Origin of the sequence: Devosia sp. YR412, assembly GCF_900110945.1 — a bacterium.
Taxonomy (GTDB): domain Bacteria; phylum Pseudomonadota; class Alphaproteobacteria; order Rhizobiales; family Devosiaceae; genus Devosia.
The window spans coordinates 789533-811611 of the sequence record NZ_FOFL01000002.1 but is presented as its reverse complement, the minus strand read 5'-3'; the positions used below and the strand labels follow the sequence as shown (position 1 = coordinate 811611).

The following is a 22079-nucleotide window of genomic DNA, read 5'->3' as shown; positions in this document are numbered from 1 at the left end:
TTTCGGCATGAAATCCTGTCTCATCGTCGATGACTCGAGCGTGGTGCGCAAAGTGGCGCGCCGCATTCTCGAAGACATGGATTACATCGTCGAAGAGGCCGAAGACGGCCAGGATGCCTTCGACAAATGCCGTCAGGAAATGCCCGACGCCATCCTGCTCGACTGGAACATGCCGATCATGAGCGGGCTGGAATTTCTTAAGCTGCTCAGGGCTTACGTTGGCGGCGACCGTCCGCATATCGTCTATTGCACGGTCGAAAACGACATCGGCGCCATCGCCATGGCGCTCAAGGCCGGCGCCAGCGACTATATGATGAAGCCTTTCGATCGCCACATCCTCGAAGCCAAATTCGAGATCCGCGACGAAGCGGCCTAGCCGGTCGACATGCACAAGAAAGCCACGCTGCCCCACAAGATCTGCGTCACCTGCGGCCGACCCTTCGACTGGCGCAAGAAGTGGGCAAGGGTCTGGGACGAAATCAAATATTGCTCCGACCGCTGCCGCCGCACGGCCAAGGAAAAGCCGTAAGGCTCAGGCGGTTTCGTCAGCCCGGCCCAGCAGATAGGCCTTCTCGCGCTCATTGCGGGTCAGCTCGGCTGCCCGGCGGAACTCCAGCATGGCCTCGGTATGCCGGCCCAGCTTGCTCAGCATATCGCCCCGCACCCCATAGAGCAGGTGATAGCTCTTGAGGGCCGGGCTGTCCTTGATGCTGTCGATCAAAACCAGCGCGGCCGCCGGACCTTCGGCCATGGAGATGGCCACGGCGCGGTTGAGCTCGATCACCGGCGATGGCGTCAGTTGCGCCAGCGCGGCATAAAGCGCAGCGATGCGGGCCCAGTCGGTGTCAACCGCCTTGCTGGCCCGGGCATGGCAGGCGGCAATCGCCGCCTGCAGCGCGTAGGGCGCATTTTCGCCACCTAGATCAATGGCTTGCTGTAGCGATGCCAGACCAGTGCGGATCAGTTGCGCATCCCAGCGCGTGCGATCCTGGTCGAGCAGCAGCACCGGCTGCCCCTTGGTATCGGTCCGGGCGATAGTGCGCGAGGCCTGGATTTCCATCAGCGCCAACAGGGCATGCACCTCGGAATCCTCGGGCGATATCCGCGCCAGCACGCGGCCGAGCCTTATGGCTTCATCGCAGAGCTGGGGCCGTATCAGGTCGTCGCCGGCGGTGGCGGAATAGCCTTCGTTGAAGATCAGATAGAGCACGCCCAGCACCGAACTCAGGCGCTCGGTTCGCTCGGCGCCGCGCGGCACTTCGAAGGGAATGCCGGCCTCGGCGATGGTTTTCTTGGCGCGGACAATACGTTGGCCGATGGTCGGCTCGGCGGCGAGGAAGGCGCGGGCGATTTCCTCGGTGGTGAGACCACCCAATAGCCGCAGGGTCAGCGCAACCCGGGATTCCGCCGGCAGGATGGGATGGCAGGAGGTGAAGATCAGCCGCAGCAGATCGTCACCGACCTCGTCGTCCAGGCTTTCTATAATTGCCGCTTCATGATCCGGCGCATCATCCTCGATGATGCGGCCGACCTCTTCGAGCTTGCTCGAGGCCATCTTGCGGTGGCGGAAATAGTCGATGGCGCGGCGCTTGGCCGTCTGCATCAGCCAGGCGCCGGGATTGCTGGGAATGCCGGTTTCCGGCCACTTCCTCAGCGCCACCAGCAGCGCATCCTGCGCCAGCTCCTCGGCCAGCGAAATGTCGCGCATCATGCGGGTCAGGCTGGCGATCAGCCGTGGCTGCTCGACCTTCCAGACCGTGGCAATGACGCGATGGGTTTCGGACTCTGTGCTCATGGCGGCGGATGAAACCAGCATCCGCCGCCGCGGGCAATCGCTTCATTGCTCGAACATGCCCTTGGGCGTCTCGCCCTTGAAGAAGGGCTCGATGAAACCGAGCAGCAGATCGACCTGATCGATGACGGCGGTATGGGAGGTCGCCGGCAGGATGGCAAGGCGCGACGCGGCCAAAGGCTTGCCCATGTCGCCGGGCGCACCGCCGCCCATCAGGCGGAACAGGCTGGTGACATGCTCGAGCGTCATCATGTCGGCGTCGCCGGCAATGATCAGCATCGGGGTCTTGAGCTGCTTGACGTCCTCCTCCCAGGCGAGGGGCTCGTGTTCGAGGGCGATCATGCGTTCGACAAACGGCCGGAAACCGTCCGGATCGGGCGCCAGTTCCTTCCAGGCGTCCTCCATGGGCGTGCCGACGAACATTTCGGGCGTCATGGTGGGGATCATCGCGAGGAATTCGGGCTGGGAGCCGGCCATGTCATAGGCGACCGATATGGCGACCAGTTGGTCGACCTTGTCGGGATGATCGATGGCCAGTTTCAGCCCGGTGGCGGCGCCCATGGAATAGCCCAGCACGTCGGCCTTCTCGATGCCGACGGCATCCATGAACTTGGCGACGTCATCGGCAAGATTGGGATAGGTTATGGGCCGGTCGATATCCCCGGTGCGGCCGTGGCCCTGGAATTCGAGGGCATAGACCGTGTGCTCCTCCGCCAGGCGGGGAATGATCTCGCCCATGGCGGGGATGTTCATATAGGCGCCGTGCAGCACGACGAGCGGATCGCCGGTGCCGGACACCTCGTAATACATGTCCATGCCATTAACCGCGACAGTGTCGCCCACCGGCTCGGACTGGGCAAAGGCTGTGGTGGTCAGCAGCAGGACGCTCGCGACGATGGCTGTTCGGATCATGGTGTTCTCCCAATGCGCGGTTCCCGACTGCGCTTCTGACCTGACCACGAATGGGGCCGGCCCGGTTCGACAGCGTATGGACCGATTTTGCCCGCGCAAACGAAAACCCCGCGCGACTTGCGTCACGCGGGGTGAAGTTTGACAAGGGAGGTCAGAACTTAGGCAACGTTCTCGTTGTAGCCTTCGTCGGCATCGGGCTCGCGCAGCACATAGCCGCGGCCCCAGACGGTTTCGATGTAGTTCTTGCCGCCGGTCGCAACCGAAAGCTTCTTGCGCAGCTTGCAGATGAACACGTCGATGATCTTGAGTTCGGGTTCGTCCATGCCGCCATAGAGGTGGTTGAGGAACATTTCCTTGGTGAGCGTGGTCCCCTTGCGGAGGGAGAGCAGCTCGAGCATCTGGTATTCCTTGCCGGTGAGGTGCACCCGCTGGGTCTGCACTTCGACGGTCTTGGTGTCCAGGTTGACGGTCAGCTCGCCGGTCGAGATGACCGACTGGGCATGGCCCTTGGAACGGCGGACGATGGCGTGGATGCGGGCCACGAGCTCGTCCTTGTGGAACGGCTTGGTCATGTAGTCGTCGGCACCAAAGCCGAGACCCCGGACCTTGTCCTCGATGCCGGCCAGGCCGGAGAGGATCAGGATTGGCGTCTGCACCTTGGCGACGCGCAGGGTGCGAAGCACCTCATAGCCGCTCATGTCAGGCAAATTCAGATCGAGCAGGATGATGTCGTAATCATACAGCTTGCCGAGATCGACGCCTTCTTCACCGAGGTCGGTGGTATAGACGTTGAAGCTTTCGGACTTCAGCATCAGTTCGATGCTCTGCGCTGTCGCGCTGTCGTCCTCAATAAGGAGTACCCGCATTATATTCCCCTTGTCATGTCGTTCCTGCTGGAACCGTGGGATCTGGACCGCCCACGCCAACCCTACTGGATATGACTGAACCCTAAGCCCAAATAGTTAACAAAGTTTAATTCGGTTCGGCAATACGCAAATGACGTTAGGATGAATTAAGTTTAAGTCATTGAAATTTAAGGGTTAATTCTATCAATTTTTCTTAAGAAAATGGTTTAAGTAGGCGCTCTAAGCGACTCTTTCGACTCGTGCAATTGTGGCTGTATCAGGGGTTTGGCGGGGTATCGACGCATTGCAGCGGACAGACCGGGCCAACCCCTCAAATAGCGCCATTTGCTTAACAATGGGTTACGGTGTGATTCGAAGTTGTCCTCGAATCGAGCATCGTGGAAACCATAAGCCGACCCTGCCGATGAACGGATGCTGAACAACCATGAAGGCACTGATCTCCGCTATTGACGCCATCGACGATGTGGAAGTGTTCGGCCGAGTCAAATCGGTGCAGGGGCTCCTTATCGAGATCGTCGGACCGGTGCGCGAGTTGCGCGTCGGCGGACGGGTGCAGATCGAGACCGTCAATAATGAGCAACTGGCCGCCGAGATAATTGGTTTCAAGAGCGGCCACGCTTTGTGCCTGCCCTTCGGCCAGCTCGGCGGCGTGCGCATGGGCTGCAAGGCGGTGTTCCAGCGCCATGATGGGGCGGTGTTTCCGTCCGAAGGTTGGCTCGGCCGGGTGATCACCGCCAATGGCGAGCCGATGGATGGCAAGGGGCCGCTGCCCCGGGGCGCGAAGCCCTTTGCGCTGCGGCAGGATCCGCTGCTGGCGCATGACCGCGTGCGGGTGGGCGACCCGCTCAATCTCGGCGTGCGCTGCCTCAATACCTTTACCACCCTCTGCGAAGGCCAGCGCATGGGCATCTTTGCCGGCTCTGGCGTCGGCAAGTCGGTGCTGATGTCGATGCTGGCGCGCAATACCGATGTCGATGTCTCGGTGATAGGGCTGATCGGCGAACGCGGCCGCGAGGTGCATGAGTTCATCCAGGAATATCTGGGCGAGGAAGGCCTGCGCCGCGCCGTGGTGGTTGTGGCAACCTCCGACGAGGCGGCGCTGATGCGGCGGCAGGCGGCCTATATGTCTCTGGCGCTCAGCGAGTTCTTCCGCGACCAGGGCAAGCGCGTGCTCTGCATGATGGACAGTCTTACCCGCTTTGCCATGGCGCAGCGCGAGATCGGTCTGGCCATCGGCGAACCGCCAACCGCCAAGGGTTATCCACCGACGGTTTTCACGGAATTGCCACGATTGCTCGAAAGAGCCGGTCCAGGCACGCCCACGACAGGTTCTATTACCGGTCTATTTACCGTTTTAGTGGAAGGTGATGATCACAATGAGCCCATTGCGGATGCCGTTCGCGGCATTCTTGATGGGCACATCGTGATGGAGCGCGGGATTGCTGAGCGGGGACGTTACCCCGCCGTCAACGTGCTCCGGTCCATCTCGCGCACCATGCCAGGGTGTGTTCCGGCCGATGTTCGGCCGGTCCTGCAAAAGGCGCGCGAGCTCATGTCCATCTATTCGGACATGGAGGAACTGATCCGGCTGGGGGCTTACCGGAAAGGGTCAGATCCGAAAGTGGACCGCGCGATTGCCATCAACCCGGAACTCGAGGCCTTTTTGGGGCAGAGCCGGGAAGAAACGACGTCGATTGCCGAGGGCTATGACATGCTCAGGGCCATCGTCGATCAGGTGGGCGCGGCAGGCTGATGGGGTGGTGTTTGCATCCCGGAACTGACTTGGTGTGTAAGGAGTACAGGTCTTGAAATCGCGCAGCGAGAGCCTCATTCGGCTCAAAAAGTTCCAGGTGGACGAGAAGCGCCGTCAGGTCGCGCAGATCGAGATGATGATCAACGATTTCGAGCGCATGGCGTCCGAACTCGACCAGCAGATCGAAATCGAGCAGACCAAGACCGGTATTTCCGATGTGGCGCATTTCGCCTATTCGACCTTTGCCAAGGCCGCGCTGACGCGCCGCGACAACCTGCTCAATTCCGCCAATGACATGAAGGGCAAGCTCGAAGCCGCCCAGGATGCCCTGGCCGAGGCGCTTGAAGACCTCAAGAAGGTCGAATTGCTCGACCAGCGCGAGCACCAGCGCGAAGCCGCCGAGCAGCTCAAGGTCGAGCAGCAGGAATATGACGAGATCGGCCGCCTGCGCTTTTCGCGGCAGTAGGGTTCTCGACCCAGATTTTCAGAAGGGCTCGCTCAGGCAGGCCCTTTTCCATTTGGCCGAGCCGGCAAACCATTGTCATGGTTAATAGATTCTTATCGGGAAGTCTTCTGGGGCGATTAGCGTGTGGCATCAAGGTGTTGTGCTGATTCACTGATTGGTACGCCGCCCGCGTCAGGGGCGACTAGGAAGACTAACTATGAGAATGCCGATAGGTCGCATGTCTGCGGGGCAAAATCTCCTGCCGCGGTTCGAATACGCACGCAAGCTCTCGCGAAAGGTCGCGAATGTTGCGCTCTTGATGGTCGCCATGACCAGCGCGGCCCATGCCATGTCGGCGGGTTGCGCAGCGCTCAATGCCGATAATTGGGCTGGGCAGGCCGTGTCTTACAAGAGCGTCGACTTCGGCAGTCAAACTTCAATCCCGGCGAGATCGTCTCCTTCGTCGTCACCGACAATACGGTGCCGTATAACGCGGCGCGCCAGGGGACCCTGCATATCGTTGGGGCCAATGTTTACGTCTATTATCTCAGCCGCTATGCGGCGCCCCAGCACTTCTGGGTCGGGGGCTCGGCTTCGACGACATTCGAGCCTGCCGCGACTACCGGCCGGCCAACGCCGGCAGCGCCACGGTGGTGCAGGGCGAAGTGGCCGCCGCGGGTCCGGTCCCGCTGGCCTGGTATGTCAAGTTCACGCCCGATCCCGGGTTTTCCGGGCAGCGACGGTCGGCTACCGGCTGACCAGTCCGCTGGGTTCGACTGAAGCCACCATTGTCTACAATCTGGGCTATGACCTGCCGCAGTGGCGGCGCAGATCGATGCTCAGGTCAACAGCCTCGTTAGCACGCGGCAGAACCTCATCGCATCGATGATCGATATGCCGGGTCTGGTGCAGCGGCGTGGCATGGCCGGTGCCACCAGCGCAGTCTCGGGCGGCGTGTCGCCACAGAGCGATGGCCTGCTGCTCAATTTTGCCAGCAGCCTGATCCAGTCCGAAGCGGAAGCTCAGGCGGCGGGGCTGGTCGCGGCCTCACCGGCGCAGAGCAAGGCCTTCAACGCCTGGATCAAGGCTTCGGTGGCGCTGCACAACAGGGCGGCCAATGGCAATCGCTGGGGCAGTTTTGCGTTGTTATCGCTGGGCGCCGATTATCTGGTCAATGAGCAGTTCCTGGTCGGCCTGGCGCTGCATATCGACCGCATCAACGATCCATCGGGAACCAGCAGCCTGCTCGACGGTACGGGTTGGCTGGCGGGTCCCTATCTGTCGCTCGAGCTGGGCGAAAGCGTCTTTCTCGATGCCAGCCTCCTCTATGGCGGCTCGCAGAACATCGTGGACACGGCGTTTTTCGACGGGCAATTCGCCACCTCGCGCTGGATGGCGGATGTGGCGCTGAGCGGGCAGTGGCTGTTCGAGGACGGGCTGCAGATCACGCCGCAGCTGCGCGCCGTCTATCTGCGCGAGCAGGTGTCCGACTATGTGGTGGCCAATGCCGGCGGGTTTGCTTTTGGCATCGTCGGTCAGGCCAGTGAACAGCTCCAGGTCAGCACAGGTGCCGAACTGCAGCGACGCGTCGACCTGGCGAATGGGTTAAGCCTGACCCCGCGGCTTGGCAGCACCGTCGGTCTGTCGGGTCTCGGTAGCGGCAGCGCTTTCGGTACGCTGAGCGCCGGGCTGGCTCTGGCGGGCGACAAGCACTGGCTGCTGGACGGCAGCGCCCAGCTCAATGTCACTGACCGCGGCGCCCATGCCGTGGGCGGACGTGTGAAGCTGTCGTCGCCTTTCTAGGACTGCCGCCTTGCCCTGAGCGTGCTGCCCGCGCAGTACGGTCAGGGCCCATGCAACCGAGTCAGCGCTCCCCCGTTCACTCTGCATGGGCAATTCATTCAACTGTGACACCAGACCTTTAGCACTTGTCGTCGATGACGATCCTCTGATCCGCATCGACATGGTCGATATGCTGGACGATCTCGGCTTCGAGGCGGCGGAGGCCGACAGCGTTGCGGCGGCGTTGAGTTATCTGCAGGACAATGGCGAGCGCGTGAGCTTCTTGCTCACCGATTTGCAGATGCCGGGTTCGCGCAATGGCGTGAAGCTGGCTAATCACGTCAGCTTCGTCTGGCCGCATATCCGTATTCTTGTGACCTCGGGCGTCACCAGGCCGGTCGTCGGCCAATTGCCGCTCAAGGCCCAGTTCATCGCCAAGCCGCTGACGCCCCATGTTATCATGGATTATGTGGCGAAATTTCCGACCGACATGTTGCCGCTGGCGCATTAGGCCCGCTCAGATCGGGGTATGGCCTAACAGGATGGTGGGCAGGAAGAACTCGGTCCAGTCATTGACGACATGGGCGCCGGCGGACACCCAGAGGTTGCGGCTGATGAGGAATGCTGCCGTCAACACCAGCCGGGCCGTGCCAATGCCGGCGAAACACTGGACAAAATTCCACTGATAAGTCGGCAGGTGCGCGGCAGCGAACAGGGCGGTCGACACCAGGACGGCGATAACCAGCCCGGTGCGGCGCGACAGGCCGACGCGCTCCACGCAAAACCACAGCACCGCCAGCAGGGGCAGCACGGTCATCACCTCCTCACCGATCAGCTGGATCATGGTGCGGAGCAAAAACACCAACGTGCCCACGAGGCCCAGATTGCCAAGCAGGCCGGCTTCAGGGTTGCTCGCCATCGAGATAAAGCGCAGCAGCAGCGCGCCCACGGCGAAGGAGGCGGCAATGGTGAGGATGCCAAAGCCGAATGCCATGGCGATTTCGCGCAGTCCAACACGGCGGAACAGGGCAATCGGGAGGCCATGCGTGACGGCAAAAAGCGTCAGCAGTGGCAGGGCCGTATAGCCGATGGCCGGCAGCAGGTTGAGCGGGAATGTTGTAAACGGCAGGGTGACAAGCAAGGCGAAGGCCAGCGCCGTGGATGCCAGCACGGTCAGCCAACCGGCCGGCGTCATCGCCACCGGCTGGCCGTTGTAATAGGGAAGATCCGGCCCTTGCATCAAACGCCCCCGTTTACCCGCAAGCTGGGCCGGCCAGCGGTTCAGGTCAAGGCATCTCAGCCCTTGGTCTTGGCGATCAGGCTTTTGACGCGGGTGGCGAAGGCGTCCATCTGGAACGGCTTGGTCATCACGTGCATGCCCTGATCGAGATGGCCGTGGTTGAGCACAGCGTTTTCGGCATAGCCGGTGATGAACAGCACCTCCAGCTCCGGCCGGCCGACCCGCGCCGCGTCGGCGACCTGGCGGCCGTTCATGCCGCCGGGCAGGCCAACATCGGTGATCAGCAGGCTGATCTCACGCGATGAATTGAGGATTTTGAGCGCCGATGGGCCATCGGCCGCCTCCAGCACGTCATAGCCCAGATCCTGCAATTCCTCGACCGCCAGCATGCGGATCAGCGCTTCGTCATCGACCACCAGCACCGTGTCGCCGCCTTCGGCGCGCGGCGGGTGGATCGACGGGCTGGTCATCGGCTCGTCGTCGAAAGCCTCGCCGGCATGGCGGGGCAGGTAGATGCAGATCATCGTGCCCTTGTCGATTTCCGAGTAGATGCGCGCCGCGCCGCCCGACTGGCCGGCAAAGCCATAGACCATGGAGAGGCCAAGGCCAGTGCCCTGGCCGATCGGCTTGGTGGTGAAGAACGGGTCGAAAGCCCGCGCCACGGTTTCCGGCGACATGCCGGTGCCGCTATCGGAGACGCAGAGCGAGATATACTGGCCCGGCTCCAGCCCGCGCTGGCGGGCGGCGCGCTCATCCATCCAGCGGTTGGAGGTTTCAACGGTCAGCTTGCCGCCATGGGGCATGGCGTCGCGCGCGTTGATGCAGAGGTTGAGCAGCGCGTTTTCGAGCTGGCCGGCATCGACGAAGGTGGTCCAGAGGCCGGCAGCGCCCGCCATTTCGACCTCGATGGACGGGCCGACGGTGCGGGTGATGAAATCCAGCATGGAATTGACCAGCGCATTGATATTGGTCGGCTTGGGATCAAGCGTCTGGCGGCGCGAGAAGGCAAGCAGGCGCTGGGTCAGGCTGGCGGCGCGGCGCGAGGCCGACATGGCGCCATTGAGATAGCGGTCGAGTTCGCCGACGCGGCCCTGAGCCAGGCGGGTCGACATGACTTCGAGGCTGCCGGAAATGCCGGCTAGGATATTGTTGAAGTCATGCGCCAGACCGCCGGTGAGCTGGCCGACGGCTTCCATCTTCTGCGCCTGGCGCAGGGTCTCTTCCACCGCCATCAGCTCGGCGGTGCGTTCGGAAACCTGCTGCTCCAGCGTGGCATTGAGCTTTTCCAGGCCGAGCTCGGCCTGGCGGCGCGCGGTGATGTCCTGGAAGATCACGGCGACCAGCTTGCGGTCGGTGCCTTCTAGTTTGACGGCGGCCAGATCGAGATAACGACCGGTGGCCACCAGCTCCTGCTGGAAGCGGATGGGAATTCCGGTGTGAAGCACGCCGCCATAGCGCGCGATCCAGGCGTCGGCCTCGTCGGGCACCATTTCGCGCAGCTTCTGCCCGACGACATTGGGAATGCCGGCATGGCGGGCATAAGCAGCGTTGGCCTCGATATGGATATAGTCGCTGTCCGGGCCATGCGGGCCGTCGAGGAATTCGATGATGCAGAAGCCCTCGTCGATGGCGTCGAACAGGCCCTTGTAGAGCTCTTCGCTGTCGCGGCGCTTGCGCTCGGCCAAGGTCCGATCGGTGACGTCGACGCCTTCGACAAAGATGGCGTTGACCGCGCCAGCCTTGTCGCGCAGCGGCTGGTAGACGAAATCGAGATAGCGATTGGTGACCGGGCCGCCCGGCTCGACCTGCATGGCAAACAGCGCGCTGGTGGCTGTATAGGGCGTGCCGCTGCGATAGACCTCGTCGAGGATGCGCACAAAGCCCTGGGCGGCCGCATCGGGCAGCGATTCCGCCACCGTCTTGCCGATCACCTCACGGCCGCCGATCAGCCGCAGATAGCTCGGATTGGTCAGTTCGTAGCGGTGATCCGGGCCGGTGAGCAGCGCCATGAAGGTGGGCGCCTGCTCGAACATCTGGGTGAGGATTAGCGTGACGTTGGATTCGGTATGCAACGGGACGGGCTCCACCAGAAAAGTCAGATCGGGAAACGCACAATTGTGCCAGTAGTTTCACTGCCATTGTGGGGCGAAAACTACCAGCGCCGGCAGCCCGATTTTGCCGATTTTACGATGATGTGACCGGTCTTTGGCCGAGTTCAGCCAGATAGTCGCGCAGCAGGCCGGCGCGGCGCGGGCGGAAGCTGGTGCCCGTGGTTTCGAGCTGGCTGATCCGCTCGAGGCGGAACATGCGGAAGGCCTCGCGCAGGCAGCACCAGGCCAGCAGGGTCAGCGTGCCCTGGGTATAGACCACCGCCAGCGGCAGCACCCTGCGCTGTGTCGATGCGCCGGTCTGGTCGGCATAGTGGAAGAACAGCGCGCGCTCCTGCCAGCAGGCCTCGCGGATGGCGTCGATATTGGCGGGGGTGACGCGCTGGTTGGGGCGATAGACCTGCGAAATGGCATGCAGCAGGTGCTGTTCGCGATCGTCGGGCAGGGTGGCGGCGACCTTGGCCAGAACCGAGGCGGCGGCCTTGGCCAGCGTCGGATCGCCCATGGCGCGCACTTCGGCGAGGCCGAGCACCAGAGCCTCGATTTCGGTGCGGTCGAAGGTCTGCGGCGGCAGGGCGTAATCTTCCACCAGCCGATAGCCATAGCCGCGTTCGCCCTCGATGCGGGCACCAGCGGCGCGCAGGCTATCCATGTCGCGATAGAGCGAGCGGAGCGAGACGTCCATCTCCTCGGCCAGCCGCGCAGCGGTGATCGGCGCGGGCATGACCCGCATGGCTTGCAGCAGGCGAAACAGGCGATCGGAGCGGGCCATTATCCAACTGTCGAAAACTGGCAGTTGGGTAGGGTTATACAATTGGTCATCAAACAGGCAAACGGAGTTTCGCCATGACCATCAAAACTACGACCCATCTCAATTTCCGCGGTGACGCCAAGGCGGCGCTGGAATTTTACCAGAGCGTGTTCGGCGGGGAGATCATGCTGCTCAGCTACCGCGACGCCAATGCAGTGCAAGACCCGGCCGAGGCCGACCAGATCATGTGGGGGCAGGTGGAGTCGCCGGAGGGCTTCCGCGTCATGGCTTATGATGTGCCGAGCCGCACGGACTACGACGCCGGCACGATCCCACTGTTCCTTTCGGTGCGCGGCGATAATGCGGACGAGCTGACGCGCTTCTGGAATGGCCTGGCTGAAGGCGGCACGATGATCCAGCCCATCGGCCCGGCGGCATGGTCGTCGCTCTACGGCATGCTCAAGGACAAATTCGGCGTGACCTGGGTGATGGATGTCGCGGTGGCTTATGGGGGGTAATTGCCCGTCATCACCCCTGAGGGACCGCGTAACTAAAATGCTCTCCCACCCACGGTGTCATCCCGGCCTTGAGCCGGGATCCATCTCGAGATGATTGCGCAGCCGCAAGGTGGTTCGTTCGATCGACCTTGCGGAGGTGGCGCGATCTCAGGATGGGCCCCGGCTCAAGGCCGGGATGACACCGTAGGTGCGGGAGTCTTTCAATCGCAGGAGAGGCCGCGGGCTTTAGGGCATAATCACCATGCGCTGTGCCGCCCGATCAGCATCATAAGTCGCCGGATCGAATGCCGGCTGGGTCTCCAGCTGTTCGCGGCTGGCGTTGATGAACAGGTAGCGGTTGCCAAAGGTATCGGACGAAAAGCTGAGGTTATCGAAACCCACGGCGACCGGCTTGGCGCCAAGGCCCAGGAACCCGCCGACATCGACGATGACCGCATCGAAGCTGCCGTCGGCATTGGTGACGATGTCGCCGATGGTGCCGATCTGTTCGTCATTGATGCCATAGACGCCAATGCCGCGCAGGTCGTCGGCGGTCAGTTCGCTCTCGTCGAAGTCCGAAAAGCTGCTGCGATCGACTGGGGTGGTGATCGGCGTGCGATTGGGCTGGTCGGTGGTGAGGGCAGGATCGACCGGCGCCGCATTAGGATCGCCGTCGACCAGCTGGTCCTCTTCCTCTTGCGTGGTGAGGGCCGGTTCGCCTGTGGTCTCTTCGCTGTCGCCCCAGATGAAGGCCGGCGCTTCTGTCAGCGTTTCGGCCGTGGTTTCCAGCACCCAGCGGCGTGAGCCATCGTCACGCGCGGCCCAGACCAGCTGGGCGAAATCGACCGCCACATCCTTTTCGCCAACGCCTAGAAAGCCTCCGACGCTGATCACCACGGCAGAAATGCCCTGGCCGGAGGTCACCACCATGTCGTTGATCGTGCCGATCTCTTCTGCATCGTCAGCGGTGGAGGAGAACACGGTCTGGCCGAGCAATTGGGTGACCAGCACATCCTCGCCGCCCGTGGCGTAGCCCTGCGACATCAGGGTCGGCGGGGTCAGGCCGCTTTGCTGCAACTCGGTGGGTGCGGGGGCGATAACCGGTGCCTGGGCGAGAGAGGCGGATGCCAACAGCAGGGTCAGGGCAGAGGCAGTGAGAATCGGGCGCAGCATGGCAATCTCCTTGTGACGCAAAAGGGCCGGCCCTCGGGCCGGCCCTTCGCTATGACAATCCGCGAGGGATTAGTTGGTTGCGGGCGCAGCCGGTGCCATGGCGCCACCATCAGCCGGCGCGGCCGGGGCCATTGCGTCGGCAGGAGCAGCGGTGCCATCAGCAGCGCCATCGACGGGCTCGTCTTCAGCCCAGACGAAATCTGGTGCCGCAGTCAGGGCTTCAGCCGTGGTGGGCAGGACCCAACGTTCGGTGTTGTCGGCGGCCAGGGTGAATTCCAGCGCGCCGAAATCGACCGCAACAGCCTTTTCGCCAATGCCGAGGAAACCGCCAACGCCGATCACCACGGCGGTGATCTGACCGTCTTCCGAGAAGACCAGGTCGGAGATATTGCCGATTTCTTCGGCGTCATCGCCGGCGGTAGAGAACACCGGCTGGCCAATCAGGCGCGAACCGAGATTGTCGGTATCAGCGGCGGTGTAGCCTGCAGCCATGTCCCATGGCTCATTGACATCGGTTTCTTCCATAGCACCGGATTCAACCGGAGCAGCCTCAGTGGTGGTTGCAGCAGGTGCGGCTGGCGCTTCAGTGGTCGCGGGAGCGGCAGGAGCGGCCGGTGCCGCTTCCTGAGCAATGGCGCCAGTGGTGAGCAGGGCTGCAAGGGCGGTCGTAGCCAGAAGTGTGCGGATCATAGTAAGCTCCATACGTTCATCGTTAAAAGTGAACGGGCCGTGCGGTGCAAAACTTGCCGGTAGAGTACCGTGCGGCCCATTTGATGTTTCGACAACGTTGCGACTTGCGCAGACGTTCCGAGCCTATTTGCCGCACCATTGAAAAGGCCGGCTCTCGCAAGCGAGGCCGGCCCTGTCCGCCTCCCTGGCGGTTTTTGATCCGAAGAGCGCGCAGTTTATGACGCGCAAGCTCCCTGACATCGCCCACAATAGCGCAAAGCCGATGACGGTGGACTCGGTCTCGGTGAAGACGCTTAAGCCACCGCTAATTGGTTAATTGCGCCGTATCCAGATCATATGTCCGCATGGCGCGATGCGGCATGCCGCCGTCCTCGAATTCCGGACCAAAGGCGGCAAAGCCGAGCTTTTCATACATGCCGAGCTTGTCGGATTGCGCGGTGAGATAGAAGCGATCCTGGCCCTTGGTCCGCGCATGCTCCATGGCAGCGAGGATCATGGTCTTGGCAATGCCATGGCCGCGGAAACTGGCCCGAACGGCGACGCGGCCGATCTTGCCGTGCTCAGGCTTGTCGATCAGCCGCAGCGTGCCGACAACTTCGCCCTGGGCCACGGCGACGAAATGGGTGGCCGTCAGGTCGTCGGCGTCATTCTCCTCTTCCTCGGGGACCTTTTGTTCCCAGACGAAGACTTCGCGGCGCAGCGCGAAGGCGGCGTTGCAGAGCGTAGAGAAGGTCGGAACGATCAGCGTGGTGATGTGCATGGGCGATCATTAGCCCAGTCGACGCCAACCTGTCATCCCACCGCGTCGAGCCGCGCCAGCTGTTCCTGCACCGGCGCGCCATGCACCAGCGAATTGACGAAGGCCAGCTTCTCGATCACCTGCGGGGTCAGGATGAAAGGATAGGCGTCGGGGTGGCCCATGGCGCGATTGAGGTTGTTGAGCATCGAGGCCAGCGGCACCCAATGGTCGATGATCACATCGAAGTCGGGCTCCATATAGGGATCGAAGCGGACCTGATCGACGACGATATGCTCGTCCTGGTTGCGCGGCCGGGCGCGCACGCCAAAGGCCCCGGCCATTTCCACCGTATCGGTGATGTGGAGGTAATGCGCGAAGGTCTCCGCAAAGTCCTCCCAGGGGTGAGCGGTGGCATAGGCGCTGATATGGGTCTGCGGCCAGCCCATCGGGGCGCCATTGGCATAATAGACTTCCAGCGCCCGGCCATAGTCGGCCGAGGCATCGCCGAACAATTGGGTGAAGCGCTGCGCGGCCGGCTGGCCCTCGACCAGCAGGTCCCAATAATGGTGACCGATCTCGTGACGGAAATGCCCCAACAGGGTACGATATGGTTCACCCATGGCGGCGCGGCGCGACTCGCGTTCGGCGTCGTCGGCTTCGGCCAGAGCGATGGTGATAATGCCGCTGTCATGCCCGGTCATCACCGGCAGGCCGGCCACCGGCATGTCGGCCAGAAAGCGGAAGGACAGCCCGTGTACCGGGTCTTCGTTACGGGTTTCGACCGGTAGCCGCAGGCGCAACAGCGAATAGAACAGGCGCTTCTTGGCGCGTTCGATCACCTGCCAGCGCGTCAGGTTGAGCGAGTTGGTAATGTCGGGAATGGTCTCGTTGTGGCGACAGGCCGCGCAATAGATGTCGCCACCTGGCTCGGCACGGATCAGCCAGTTGCAGGCGCCATGATGGGCATTCTCGCAAAACACATAAGCATCGTCGGGGAAAGCCGGCGTCGACCACAGCCCGCTGCTCTCAACCAGCGACACCAGCGCGTTTTTTTCCGGCAGGTAGCCCAGCTTATGCCCGCAGCGCTCGCAGGAGGCATTTTCGAAATAGACGGTATTGCCGCAATGATCGCAGACGAAGAGTTTCATGAAAGGCCCCGGTACCAGCGATCGAACAATGGGCGGAAAGGGCACTGGTTCCAGCGTTACGCAAGTTGTCACGCGGCACGGCTGGCGCAACCGCAGAGGCGTGCCTAGATAGGGGACTTCAACGGAGCATATCGACCATGGCTGACCTCTCGAGCTTTCCCATCACCAAGACCTGGCCGGCGGCCAATCCAGAGGTGATTCAGCTCTATTCCTTCCCGACGCCGAACGGCGTCAAGGTGTCGATCATGCTGGAAGAGACGGGGCTGGCCTACGAGCCGCATGCCGTCAACATCATGAAGAACGAGACCTGGGACGCACCTTTCCTGTCGCTCAATCCGAATGGCAAGATCCCGGCGATCATCGATCCCAATGGCCCGGGCGGCAAGCCGCTGGCGCTGTTCGAATCGGGCGCCATCCTGATCTACCTCGCCGAAAAGACCGGCCAGTTCATCTCCGCCGACCCAGCCAAGCGCTACGAGACCATTTCCTGGGTGATGTTCCAGATGGCCGCGGTCGGCCCGATGTTCGGCCAGCTCGGCTTCTTCCATAAGTTCGCCGGCAAGGATTTCGAGGACAAGCGTCCGCGCGACCGTTTCGTCGCCGAGTCCAAGCGCCTGCTCGGCGTGCTGGAAACCCGCCTCAGCGGGCGCGACTATATCATGGACGACTATTCGATCGCCGATATCGCCCTGATCGGCTGGGTACGCGCCCTGACCGTGTTCTACGGCGCCGAGGAAATCCTCGACTATGGCAGCCTCAGCAATGTCCCGGCCTGGCTCGAGCGCTGCGTCGCCCGTCCGGCCGTGCAGCGTGGGCTGGATATTCCCGCTCGCGGCTAGGCAACTCCTCGGCCCGGCTCCGCATTGGAGTCGGGCAAAAGGAGGATTTGCCATGCACACACCAAACGAAAACGACATCCGCGACCGCGCCTATGCGCTCTGGGTCGAATCCGGCTCACCGGTTGGCCGAGACGACGAATTCTGGCACCGCGCCGAGCGCCAGCTGAGCGAAGAAGCCAATCTCGACAGTTCGGAAGCCGCCAGCGGGATCACCCAGCCGACACCGCCCGCCGGCCTGCCGACGCATTGATCGCTGTCGTGTAGCTGATGTGTCGCCGCGTTAGCCTTTGTCCGCACTGGAGCGCATGAGCATGGATATCAACGAGAACAGCATTCGCGAACGCGCACACTGGCTGTGGAAGCAGGCAGGTTCGCCCGAGGGCCAGGATCTGGAATTCTGGCTGGAGGCCGAGCGCAGCCTCGCCGCCGAAGGCGATGACAGCAGCCTGATCGAGGCCGAAGATCACGGCCAGGCCAATCCCAACGCCCGGTCGCCGACGTCCTGGGGCCAGAGCTAGGCTTCTCAGAGCACCAGCAGCGCTTCGGAGACGCGGAGAAATTCGCGTCCCCCTTCGGCATTGCCGATTTCCAGCATCAGCAGGCCGGTCGAAACCCGCTCGATATAGGCCCATTGCCAGATCGGCTCGGCTGGCACCTGGGTATATTGGGTGAGGAGGCGCACTCGGGCGCGGGCGATGTTATGCGCGTTCTTGCCTTCGAGGCCCTCGTTCCAGGCGCGCAGCAGCACGCCAAGGTCATAGGCTGGGTCGATGGCCAGCCCGTCGGGATCGACGAATTTGAAACGCACCGGATCGGTGCCGGCGATGACCAGCGTATTGGCGGGATGCGGATCGCCATGCGCCAGCACAGTCGCCTCGGGGCGATACAGCGCGGCGCGTTCCTTGCAATAGCGCAGGGCGGTCTCGATCACCTCGGCGCTGCACGGCTGGCCGCCCCGCTGCCACATGGCGAGAATGTCGGTGGCGAGGCTATTGGCCTTGTCAGCGCCGGTCGGATAGTCGTGCTCGAAAGGCACCGGCATCCAGGCTTCGAGCAGGGTGGCGCACATGATGTCGACCTGCTGGCTATAGGGCAGCTCCAGCGTATCGAGGCGCGGCCCGAGCTTTTCCAGCAGCATGGCATTGCGGATGGGGTCATGTTTCAGCAGCCGGGCATAACCCTTGCCGCCAGCGCGTTGCAACATGTCGGCTTCGTGCCGGCCAATGGCGCTGTCGGGCGTGGCTACCTTGATGACCAAGACGTCGCCTGTAGAGTCGCTGGCTTCGGAGACATAGGCGGTCGTGCCGCCGTCCATGGCTTCGCCGATGGTGAGGTCCCAGTCCTGTTCGAGGCTGGTCAGGGTCTGGTCGAGATCGGCAAGCCAGAGGTCGCCACGCGGTCCTTCGGACTGGGCGCGGCGCCGGACAGCTTCGGGGACAGCAAACCTGCCCTCGCTCATGATCAGATACTCCCCACCGTCTTGAGGCGGATGCGTGGATGGACTTCGTTCTGACTCATCACAACGGTCTGCGGGCGGAAGCGTTCAATGATCGAGCGGACATGCGGGCGGATCGAGGGCGAGGTGATCAGCACCGGCAGTTCGCCCTGCTGGGCGGCGCGCTCATAGCCTTGCTGGATGCCGGCGATGAACTGCTGCAGCTTGCTCGGCGCCATCGCGAGATGGCGATGCTCGCCGTCGCCGACCATGGCTTCGGCAAAGTCGCGCTCCCAGGTGGGGGACAGGGTCAGCAGCGGCAGGTTGCCATCGGGGCCGAGGTTTGCCGCGCAGATCTGGCGCGCGAGGCGTGAGCGCACATGCTCGGCGATCATCTGCACGGTGCGGCCGGGGCCGGCGACTTCGGCAATGCCTTCGAGAATGGTCGATAGATCGCGAATGGAAATGCGTTCGCCCAGCAGCGCCTGCAGCACGCGCTGCACGCCGGAAACCGAAATCAGGCCGGGGACAATGTCTTCTACCAGTTTCTGCTGTTCCTTGGGCAGGCCCGAGAGCAGCGACTGCACATTGGCATAGCTCAACAGGTCCGAGACATTGGACTTGAGCACTTCGGTCAGGTGGGTGGAAATGACCGTCGAGGGATCGATGATCGACAGGCCGCGCAATTCGGCCTCGTCGCGCAGCGCCGGCTCGATCCAGGTGGCGGGCAGGCCGAAGGTCGGTTCGGTGGTGTGCGTGCCCGGCAGGTCGATCTGGTTGCCGTAGGGATCCATGACCATCAGCTGATTGGCATAGATCTCGCCGGCACCCGCTTCGACTTCCTTGATGCGAACCTTGTAGACGTTCGGCTCGAGCTGCATGTTGTCGAGGATGCGGACGGGCGGCATGACGAAGCCGAGTTCCACGGCCAGCTGGCGGCGCAGCGCCTTGATCTGTTCGGTCAGGCGATCGGAGCCGTTCTCGTCTTCCTTGACCAGCGCGAGCAGGCCATAGCCAAGCTCGAGCTTGAGCTCATCGATCTTGAGGCTGTCGCTGATCGGCACTTCCGAATTGGCTGCAGCTGCGCCCGGCGCGCCTGGCTGCGAGGCGGCCTTGGTGGCCTGCAGGATGGCTTCGTCCGCCTTGCGCTCATCCTTGGCCTGCGCGGCGCGCCAGGCCATGTAGCCGACGCCGCCCGAAAGGGCGAGAAAGGGCAGGATCGGCATGCCGGGCAGCAGGGCCAGACCGGCCATGACGGCCGAGGACATGCCGAGCGCACGCGGATAGCCGGTGAACTGGGCCGACAGGGCCTTGTCGGCCGAACCGGTGACGCCGGACTTGGAGACCAGAATACCCGCGGCGGTCGAGACGATCAGCGCCGGGATCTGCGAGACGAGGCCATCACCGATGGTCAGCAGCGTATAGACGCTGCCGGCTTCCTGAAAGCTCAGGCCTTCCTGCATCATGCCGATCAGCATGCCGGCGGCAACGTTGATGAAGGTGATGATCAGGCCGGCAATGGCGTCGCCGCGCACGAACTTGGACGCACCATCCATGTTACCGAAAAAGGCGCTTTCGCCTTCCAGTTCGGCCCGGCGGCGTTTGGCGGTATCTTCGTCGATCAGGCCAGCCGATAGATCGGCGTCGATAGCCATCTGCTTGCCGGGCATGGCGTCGAGGCTGAAGCGGGCGGCCACTTCGGCGATACGGCCGGAACCCTTGGTGATGACGATGAAGTTCACGATCACGAGGATAATGAAGATCACCGTACCGATGACGAAGTTGCCGCGCGTCACGAAATTGCCGAAGGCCTCGATGACGTGACCGGCGGCGGCGGTGCCGTTATGGCCCTCGGAGAGGATCAGGCGCGTGGTGGCGAGGTTCAGGCCCAGCCGAAGCATGGTGGCGATCAGCAGAACTGTCGGGAAGGACGAGAATTCGAGCGGCTTCTGAATGAACAGCGCCGTCATCAGGATCATCACCGAAAAGACGATTGAGATCGCCAGCAGCCCGTCCACCAGCAGCGGCGGCAGAGGCACGATGAGGATGACGATAAGGCCCATGACGCCAATGGCCAGGGCGATATCGCCCGAGCGCATGATGTCGAGAACCGACGCAGCCGTTGGCACCTTGAAGGCAGGACGCGCGCGGCCGTTGGGCAAGTCGGTCATTGAGAGGTCCGGAGACTAGAGAATCGGGTCACGCTACGGAACGGCGTTCGCCCGGCTCGGGCACATGGGTACCCTCGTCGGAATATTGGTTCAGCTTGTTTCTGAGCGTGCGGATGGAAATGCCCAGGATATTCGCGGCATGGGTGCGATTGCCCAGGGTGTGATCCAGCGTATCGAGGATCAGGTCGCGCTCGACATCGGCAACGGTGCGGCCAACGAGGGCCGCCGACATGGTCTGGGCGGTCTGCGCCAGCTGGGCCGACAGCGAGTTGGCCGAGGCCGCCTCGGTCAGGCCCATGCCGTCGGGCAGGACGATGGCTTCGGGGCCGATGATATCGCCCGAGGACAGCAGCACGGCGCGATGCAAAGTGTTTTCCAGCTCGCGGACATTGCCCGGCCAGGGCGCCTGCAGCAGGGCCGCGCGGGCGTCGAGCGAGAGTTCGCGCGGCGGCAGGCCATTGGCCTTGGCATATTTGGCGACGAAATGTTCCGACAGCGCCGCGATATCGCCGGGGCGATCGCGCAGGGCGGGGAGTTTGAGGTTTACCACATTGAGGCGGAACAGCAGGTCTTCGCGGAAGCTGCCTTCGCGAACCGCCTCGTTGAGATTGCGGTTGGAGGTGGCGAGGATGCGGATATCCACCGGCACCGGCTTGCCGCCGCCGACGCGGTCGATCAGGCGCTCCTGGATGGCGCGCAACAGCTTGGCCTGCAGGCGCACGTCCATTTCGGAAATTTCGTCGAGCAGTAGCGTGCCACCCGAGGCTTCCTCGAACTTGCCGATGCGGCGGGCGATGGCGCCGGTAAAGGCACCCTTTTCGTGGCCGAACAGCTCGCTTTCGAGCAGGGCTTCGGGAATGGCGGCGCAGTTCACCGAAATGAACGGCTTGGCGGCGCGCTTGGACTTGGCGTGGACGTATTTGGCGATGACTTCCTTGCCGGTGCCGCTTTCGCCGGTGATCAGAATGGAAGCGTCGGAGCCGGCGATCTGGTCGGCCATCTTGACGACGCGTTCCATGGCCGGGTCGCGGAACAGGAAATCGGTGCTTTCGCGGGTCACGGCGGCGATGACCGCAGCGATCAGCTCGGCGTCGGGGGGCAGGGGGATATATTCCTTGGCGCCGGCGCGGATGGCGTTGACGGCGGCTGCGGCATTGGCTTCGACGCCGCAGGCGACAACGGGAATGGCGATGCGCTCGGCTTCAAGGCCGGCGATCAGATGGGCGATATCCATCACCACGTCGACCAGCAGCAGGTCGGCGCCACGGCCGGCGCGGAGAGCCGCCAGCGCGATCTCGACGGATGGCGCGTGGGCGACCTTGGCCCCGCCATTCATCGCCATCTTGGTGGCTTCGCTGAGTTGGCCCTCGAGGGCTCCGATGATGAGCAGACGCATCCTGGCCTCCCTTACTGTGGTTTGATGATTTCGGTCATGGTCACGCCGAGCTTGTTCTCGACGAGGACGATTTCGCCGCGCGCCACGAGGCGTTCGTTGATGAAGATTTCGACGGCTTCGCCAACCTGGCGATCGAGTTCGATGACGGTGCCGGTATCAAGCTTGAGCAGCGCGGAAACCGGCATCTTGGTGCGGCCGAGCACCACCGAGACGCGGACCGGCACGTCGAACACTGCCTCGAGATCGGAGGCGCTGCGTTCAACATGGGCTTCGGGCGCTGTCGGCTGCACGGTGGCGAGCATTTCCTCGAAGGAGATTTCATCGCCGGCGACGTCATTGGGA

Annotated in this window: 24 protein-coding genes; 10 read left to right on the top strand and 14 right to left on the bottom strand. The window is 62.9% G+C overall.

Going from position 1 to position 22079, the window contains the following annotated elements:
- The first annotated feature begins 7 nt into the window (after positions 1-7).
- Positions 8-376 carry a response regulator gene (locus BM045_RS10225; RefSeq protein WP_092182784.1) on the top strand — a complete coding sequence of 123 codons (369 nt, stop codon included), beginning with the start codon at positions 8-10 and terminating at the stop codon, positions 374-376.
- Positions 377-385: 9 nt separating this feature from the next.
- On the top strand, positions 386-529 hold the full coding sequence (locus BM045_RS10220) for a DUF2256 domain-containing protein (protein ID WP_092182782.1): 144 nt from the start codon (positions 386-388) through the stop codon (positions 527-529).
- 3 nt (positions 530-532) lie between these two features.
- Here BM045_RS10220 and BM045_RS10215 read toward each other — a convergent pair whose 3' ends face one another.
- The 3 genes from BM045_RS10215 to BM045_RS10205 all read right to left on the bottom strand — a co-directional run bounded on the left by BM045_RS10215 (position 533) and on the right by BM045_RS10205 (position 3570).
- Positions 533-1795 (bottom strand): RNA polymerase sigma factor, encoded by a 1263-nt coding sequence (locus tag BM045_RS10215; RefSeq protein WP_092183225.1) that lies wholly within the window; start codon positions 1793-1795, stop codon positions 533-535.
- 42 nt (positions 1796-1837) lie between these two features.
- On the bottom strand, positions 1838-2704 hold the full coding sequence (locus tag BM045_RS10210) for an alpha/beta fold hydrolase (protein WP_092182780.1): 867 nt from the start codon (positions 2702-2704) through the stop codon (positions 1838-1840).
- A gap of 158 nt (positions 2705-2862) precedes the next feature.
- Positions 2863-3570, bottom strand: coding sequence for a response regulator transcription factor CtrA (locus BM045_RS10205; protein WP_092182778.1), 708 nt, complete (start codon positions 3568-3570; stop codon positions 2863-2865).
- 424 nt (positions 3571-3994) lie between these two features.
- Between BM045_RS10205 and fliI the strand changes: the two genes are divergently transcribed.
- The 4 genes from fliI (at position 3995) to BM045_RS10185 (ending at position 8061) form a co-directional block, all read left to right on the top strand.
- Complete coding sequence (fliI, locus tag BM045_RS10200; protein WP_092182776.1) at positions 3995-5323, top strand: flagellar protein export ATPase FliI; 1329 nt, start codon at positions 3995-3997, stop codon at positions 5321-5323.
- 52 nt (positions 5324-5375) lie between these two features.
- A complete protein-coding gene (gene fliJ / locus BM045_RS10195; protein ID WP_092182774.1) occupies positions 5376-5789 on the top strand; it encodes a flagellar export protein FliJ in 414 nt (137 codons plus the stop codon).
- A gap of 798 nt (positions 5790-6587) precedes the next feature.
- Entirely contained in the window at positions 6588-7571 is a 984-nt protein-coding gene (locus BM045_RS10190; RefSeq protein WP_092182772.1) for an autotransporter outer membrane beta-barrel domain-containing protein, read from the top strand.
- 85 nt (positions 7572-7656) lie between these two features.
- On the top strand, positions 7657-8061 hold the full coding sequence (locus tag BM045_RS10185) for a response regulator (RefSeq protein WP_092182770.1): 405 nt from the start codon (positions 7657-7659) through the stop codon (positions 8059-8061).
- Between the two features lie 6 nt (positions 8062-8067).
- On the opposite strand, the gene BM045_RS10180 is transcribed toward BM045_RS10185, so the two are convergent.
- The 3 genes from BM045_RS10180 to BM045_RS10170 form a co-directional block, all read right to left on the bottom strand.
- Positions 8068-8790: a CPBP family intramembrane glutamic endopeptidase gene (locus BM045_RS10180; protein WP_092182768.1), complete on the bottom strand. Its 723-nt coding sequence runs from the start codon at positions 8788-8790 to the stop codon at positions 8068-8070.
- A 56-nt stretch (positions 8791-8846) separates the two neighbouring features.
- The gene (locus BM045_RS10175) at positions 8847-10862 is read right to left on the bottom strand and encodes a hybrid sensor histidine kinase/response regulator (protein WP_139198767.1); all 2016 of its coding nucleotides are present in this window, start codon (positions 10860-10862) and stop codon (positions 8847-8849) included.
- 112 nt (positions 10863-10974) lie between these two features.
- On the bottom strand, positions 10975-11670 hold the full coding sequence (locus tag BM045_RS10170) for a helix-turn-helix transcriptional regulator (RefSeq protein WP_092182766.1): 696 nt from the start codon (positions 11668-11670) through the stop codon (positions 10975-10977).
- A 74-nt stretch (positions 11671-11744) separates the two neighbouring features.
- On the opposite strand from BM045_RS10170, the gene BM045_RS10165 reads away from it, so the two are divergent.
- Entirely contained in the window at positions 11745-12167 is a 423-nt protein-coding gene (locus BM045_RS10165; RefSeq protein ID WP_092182764.1) for a VOC family protein, read from the top strand.
- A 225-nt stretch (positions 12168-12392) separates the two neighbouring features.
- Here BM045_RS10165 and BM045_RS10160 read toward each other — a convergent pair whose 3' ends face one another.
- The 4 genes from BM045_RS10160 to BM045_RS10145 all read right to left on the bottom strand — a co-directional run bounded on the left by BM045_RS10160 (position 12393) and on the right by BM045_RS10145 (position 15896).
- Positions 12393-13319: a PRC-barrel domain-containing protein gene (locus BM045_RS10160; protein WP_092182762.1), complete on the bottom strand. Its 927-nt coding sequence runs from the start codon at positions 13317-13319 to the stop codon at positions 12393-12395.
- Positions 13320-13388: 69 nt separating this feature from the next.
- On the bottom strand, positions 13389-14009 hold the full coding sequence (locus tag BM045_RS10155; protein ID WP_170848460.1) for a PRC-barrel domain-containing protein: 621 nt from the start codon (positions 14007-14009) through the stop codon (positions 13389-13391).
- 304 nt (positions 14010-14313) lie between these two features.
- A complete protein-coding gene (locus BM045_RS10150) occupies positions 14314-14769 on the bottom strand; it encodes a GNAT family N-acetyltransferase (RefSeq protein WP_092182758.1) in 456 nt (151 codons plus the stop codon).
- 32 nt (positions 14770-14801) lie between these two features.
- Entirely contained in the window at positions 14802-15896 is a 1095-nt protein-coding gene (locus BM045_RS10145; RefSeq protein ID WP_092182756.1) for a zinc-binding metallopeptidase family protein, read from the bottom strand.
- Between the two features lie 137 nt (positions 15897-16033).
- Here BM045_RS10145 and BM045_RS10140 point away from each other — a divergent pair, with 137 nt between their 5' ends.
- From BM045_RS10140 to BM045_RS10130, 3 genes are all read left to right on the top strand, one after another.
- On the top strand, positions 16034-16735 hold the full coding sequence (locus BM045_RS10140; protein ID WP_092182754.1) for a glutathione S-transferase N-terminal domain-containing protein: 702 nt from the start codon (positions 16034-16036) through the stop codon (positions 16733-16735).
- Between the two features lie 52 nt (positions 16736-16787).
- Positions 16788-16985: a DUF2934 domain-containing protein gene (locus tag BM045_RS10135; RefSeq protein WP_092182752.1), complete on the top strand. Its 198-nt coding sequence runs from the start codon at positions 16788-16790 to the stop codon at positions 16983-16985.
- 61 nt (positions 16986-17046) lie between these two features.
- A complete protein-coding gene (locus BM045_RS10130; protein WP_092183221.1) occupies positions 17047-17253 on the top strand; it encodes a DUF2934 domain-containing protein in 207 nt (68 codons plus the stop codon).
- Positions 17254-17258: 5 nt separating this feature from the next.
- Here the strand turns inward: BM045_RS10130 and BM045_RS10125 are convergent, their stop codons facing one another.
- Genes BM045_RS10125 through fliN form a run of 4 tightly spaced genes read right to left on the bottom strand, consistent with a single transcriptional unit; the run spans position 17259 to position 22039 of the window.
- Complete coding sequence (locus tag BM045_RS10125; RefSeq protein ID WP_092182750.1) at positions 17259-18194, bottom strand: aminoglycoside phosphotransferase family protein; 936 nt, start codon at positions 18192-18194, stop codon at positions 17259-17261.
- Between the two features lie 2 nt (positions 18195-18196).
- Complete coding sequence (flhA, locus tag BM045_RS10120; protein ID WP_092182748.1) at positions 18197-20341, bottom strand: flagellar biosynthesis protein FlhA; 2145 nt, start codon at positions 20339-20341, stop codon at positions 18197-18199.
- 28 nt (positions 20342-20369) lie between these two features.
- Positions 20370-21737 carry a sigma-54-dependent transcriptional regulator FlbD gene (locus tag BM045_RS10115; protein ID WP_092182746.1) on the bottom strand — a complete coding sequence of 456 codons (1368 nt, stop codon included), beginning with the start codon at positions 21735-21737 and terminating at the stop codon, positions 20370-20372.
- A gap of 11 nt (positions 21738-21748) precedes the next feature.
- A complete protein-coding gene (gene fliN / locus BM045_RS10110) occupies positions 21749-22039 on the bottom strand; it encodes a flagellar motor switch protein FliN (protein WP_092183219.1) in 291 nt (96 codons plus the stop codon).
- Positions 22040-22079: the final 40 nt, after the last annotated feature.

Bases quoted from the DNA above. Each gene is read 5' to 3' on its own strand.
- BM045_RS10225 (WP_092182784.1), top strand. From the start codon at position 8: ATGAAATCCTGTCTCATCGTCGATGACTCGAGCGTGGTGCGCAAAGTG.
- BM045_RS10140 (WP_092182754.1), top strand. From the start codon at position 16,034: ATGGCTGACCTCTCGAGCTTTCCCATCACCAAGACCTGGCCGGCGGCC.
- BM045_RS10170 (WP_092182766.1), bottom strand. From the start codon at position 11,670: ATGGCCCGCTCCGATCGCCTGTTTCGCCTGCTGCAAGCCATGCGGGTC.
- BM045_RS10165 (WP_092182764.1), top strand. From the start codon at position 11,745: ATGACCATCAAAACTACGACCCATCTCAATTTCCGCGGTGACGCCAAG.
- BM045_RS10205 (WP_092182778.1), bottom strand. From the start codon at position 3,570: ATGCGGGTACTCCTTATTGAGGACGACAGCGCGACAGCGCAGAGCATC.
- BM045_RS10150 (WP_092182758.1), bottom strand. From the start codon at position 14,769: ATGCACATCACCACGCTGATCGTTCCGACCTTCTCTACGCTCTGCAAC.
- BM045_RS10215 (WP_092183225.1), bottom strand. From the start codon at position 1,795: ATGAGCACAGAGTCCGAAACCCATCGCGTCATTGCCACGGTCTGGAAG.
- fliI (WP_092182776.1), top strand. From the start codon at position 3,995: ATGAAGGCACTGATCTCCGCTATTGACGCCATCGACGATGTGGAAGTG.
- BM045_RS10155 (WP_170848460.1), bottom strand. From the start codon at position 14,009: ATGATCCGCACACTTCTGGCTACGACCGCCCTTGCAGCCCTGCTCACC.
- BM045_RS10135 (WP_092182752.1), top strand. From the start codon at position 16,788: ATGCACACACCAAACGAAAACGACATCCGCGACCGCGCCTATGCGCTC.
- BM045_RS10185 (WP_092182770.1), top strand. From the start codon at position 7,657: ATGGGCAATTCATTCAACTGTGACACCAGACCTTTAGCACTTGTCGTC.
- BM045_RS10220 (WP_092182782.1), top strand. From the start codon at position 386: ATGCACAAGAAAGCCACGCTGCCCCACAAGATCTGCGTCACCTGCGGC.
- BM045_RS10115 (WP_092182746.1), bottom strand. From the start codon at position 21,737: ATGCGTCTGCTCATCATCGGAGCCCTCGAGGGCCAACTCAGCGAAGCC.
- BM045_RS10125 (WP_092182750.1), bottom strand. From the start codon at position 18,194: ATGAGCGAGGGCAGGTTTGCTGTCCCCGAAGCTGTCCGGCGCCGCGCC.
- flhA (WP_092182748.1), bottom strand. From the start codon at position 20,341: ATGACCGACTTGCCCAACGGCCGCGCGCGTCCTGCCTTCAAGGTGCCA.
- fliN (WP_092183219.1), bottom strand. From the start codon at position 22,039: ATGCTCGCCACCGTGCAGCCGACAGCGCCCGAAGCCCATGTTGAACGC.
- BM045_RS10210 (WP_092182780.1), bottom strand. From the start codon at position 2,704: ATGATCCGAACAGCCATCGTCGCGAGCGTCCTGCTGCTGACCACCACA.
- BM045_RS10145 (WP_092182756.1), bottom strand. From the start codon at position 15,896: ATGAAACTCTTCGTCTGCGATCATTGCGGCAATACCGTCTATTTCGAA.
- BM045_RS10130 (WP_092183221.1), top strand. From the start codon at position 17,047: ATGGATATCAACGAGAACAGCATTCGCGAACGCGCACACTGGCTGTGG.
- BM045_RS10160 (WP_092182762.1), bottom strand. From the start codon at position 13,319: ATGCTGCGCCCGATTCTCACTGCCTCTGCCCTGACCCTGCTGTTGGCA.
- BM045_RS10180 (WP_092182768.1), bottom strand. From the start codon at position 8,790: ATGCAAGGGCCGGATCTTCCCTATTACAACGGCCAGCCGGTGGCGATG.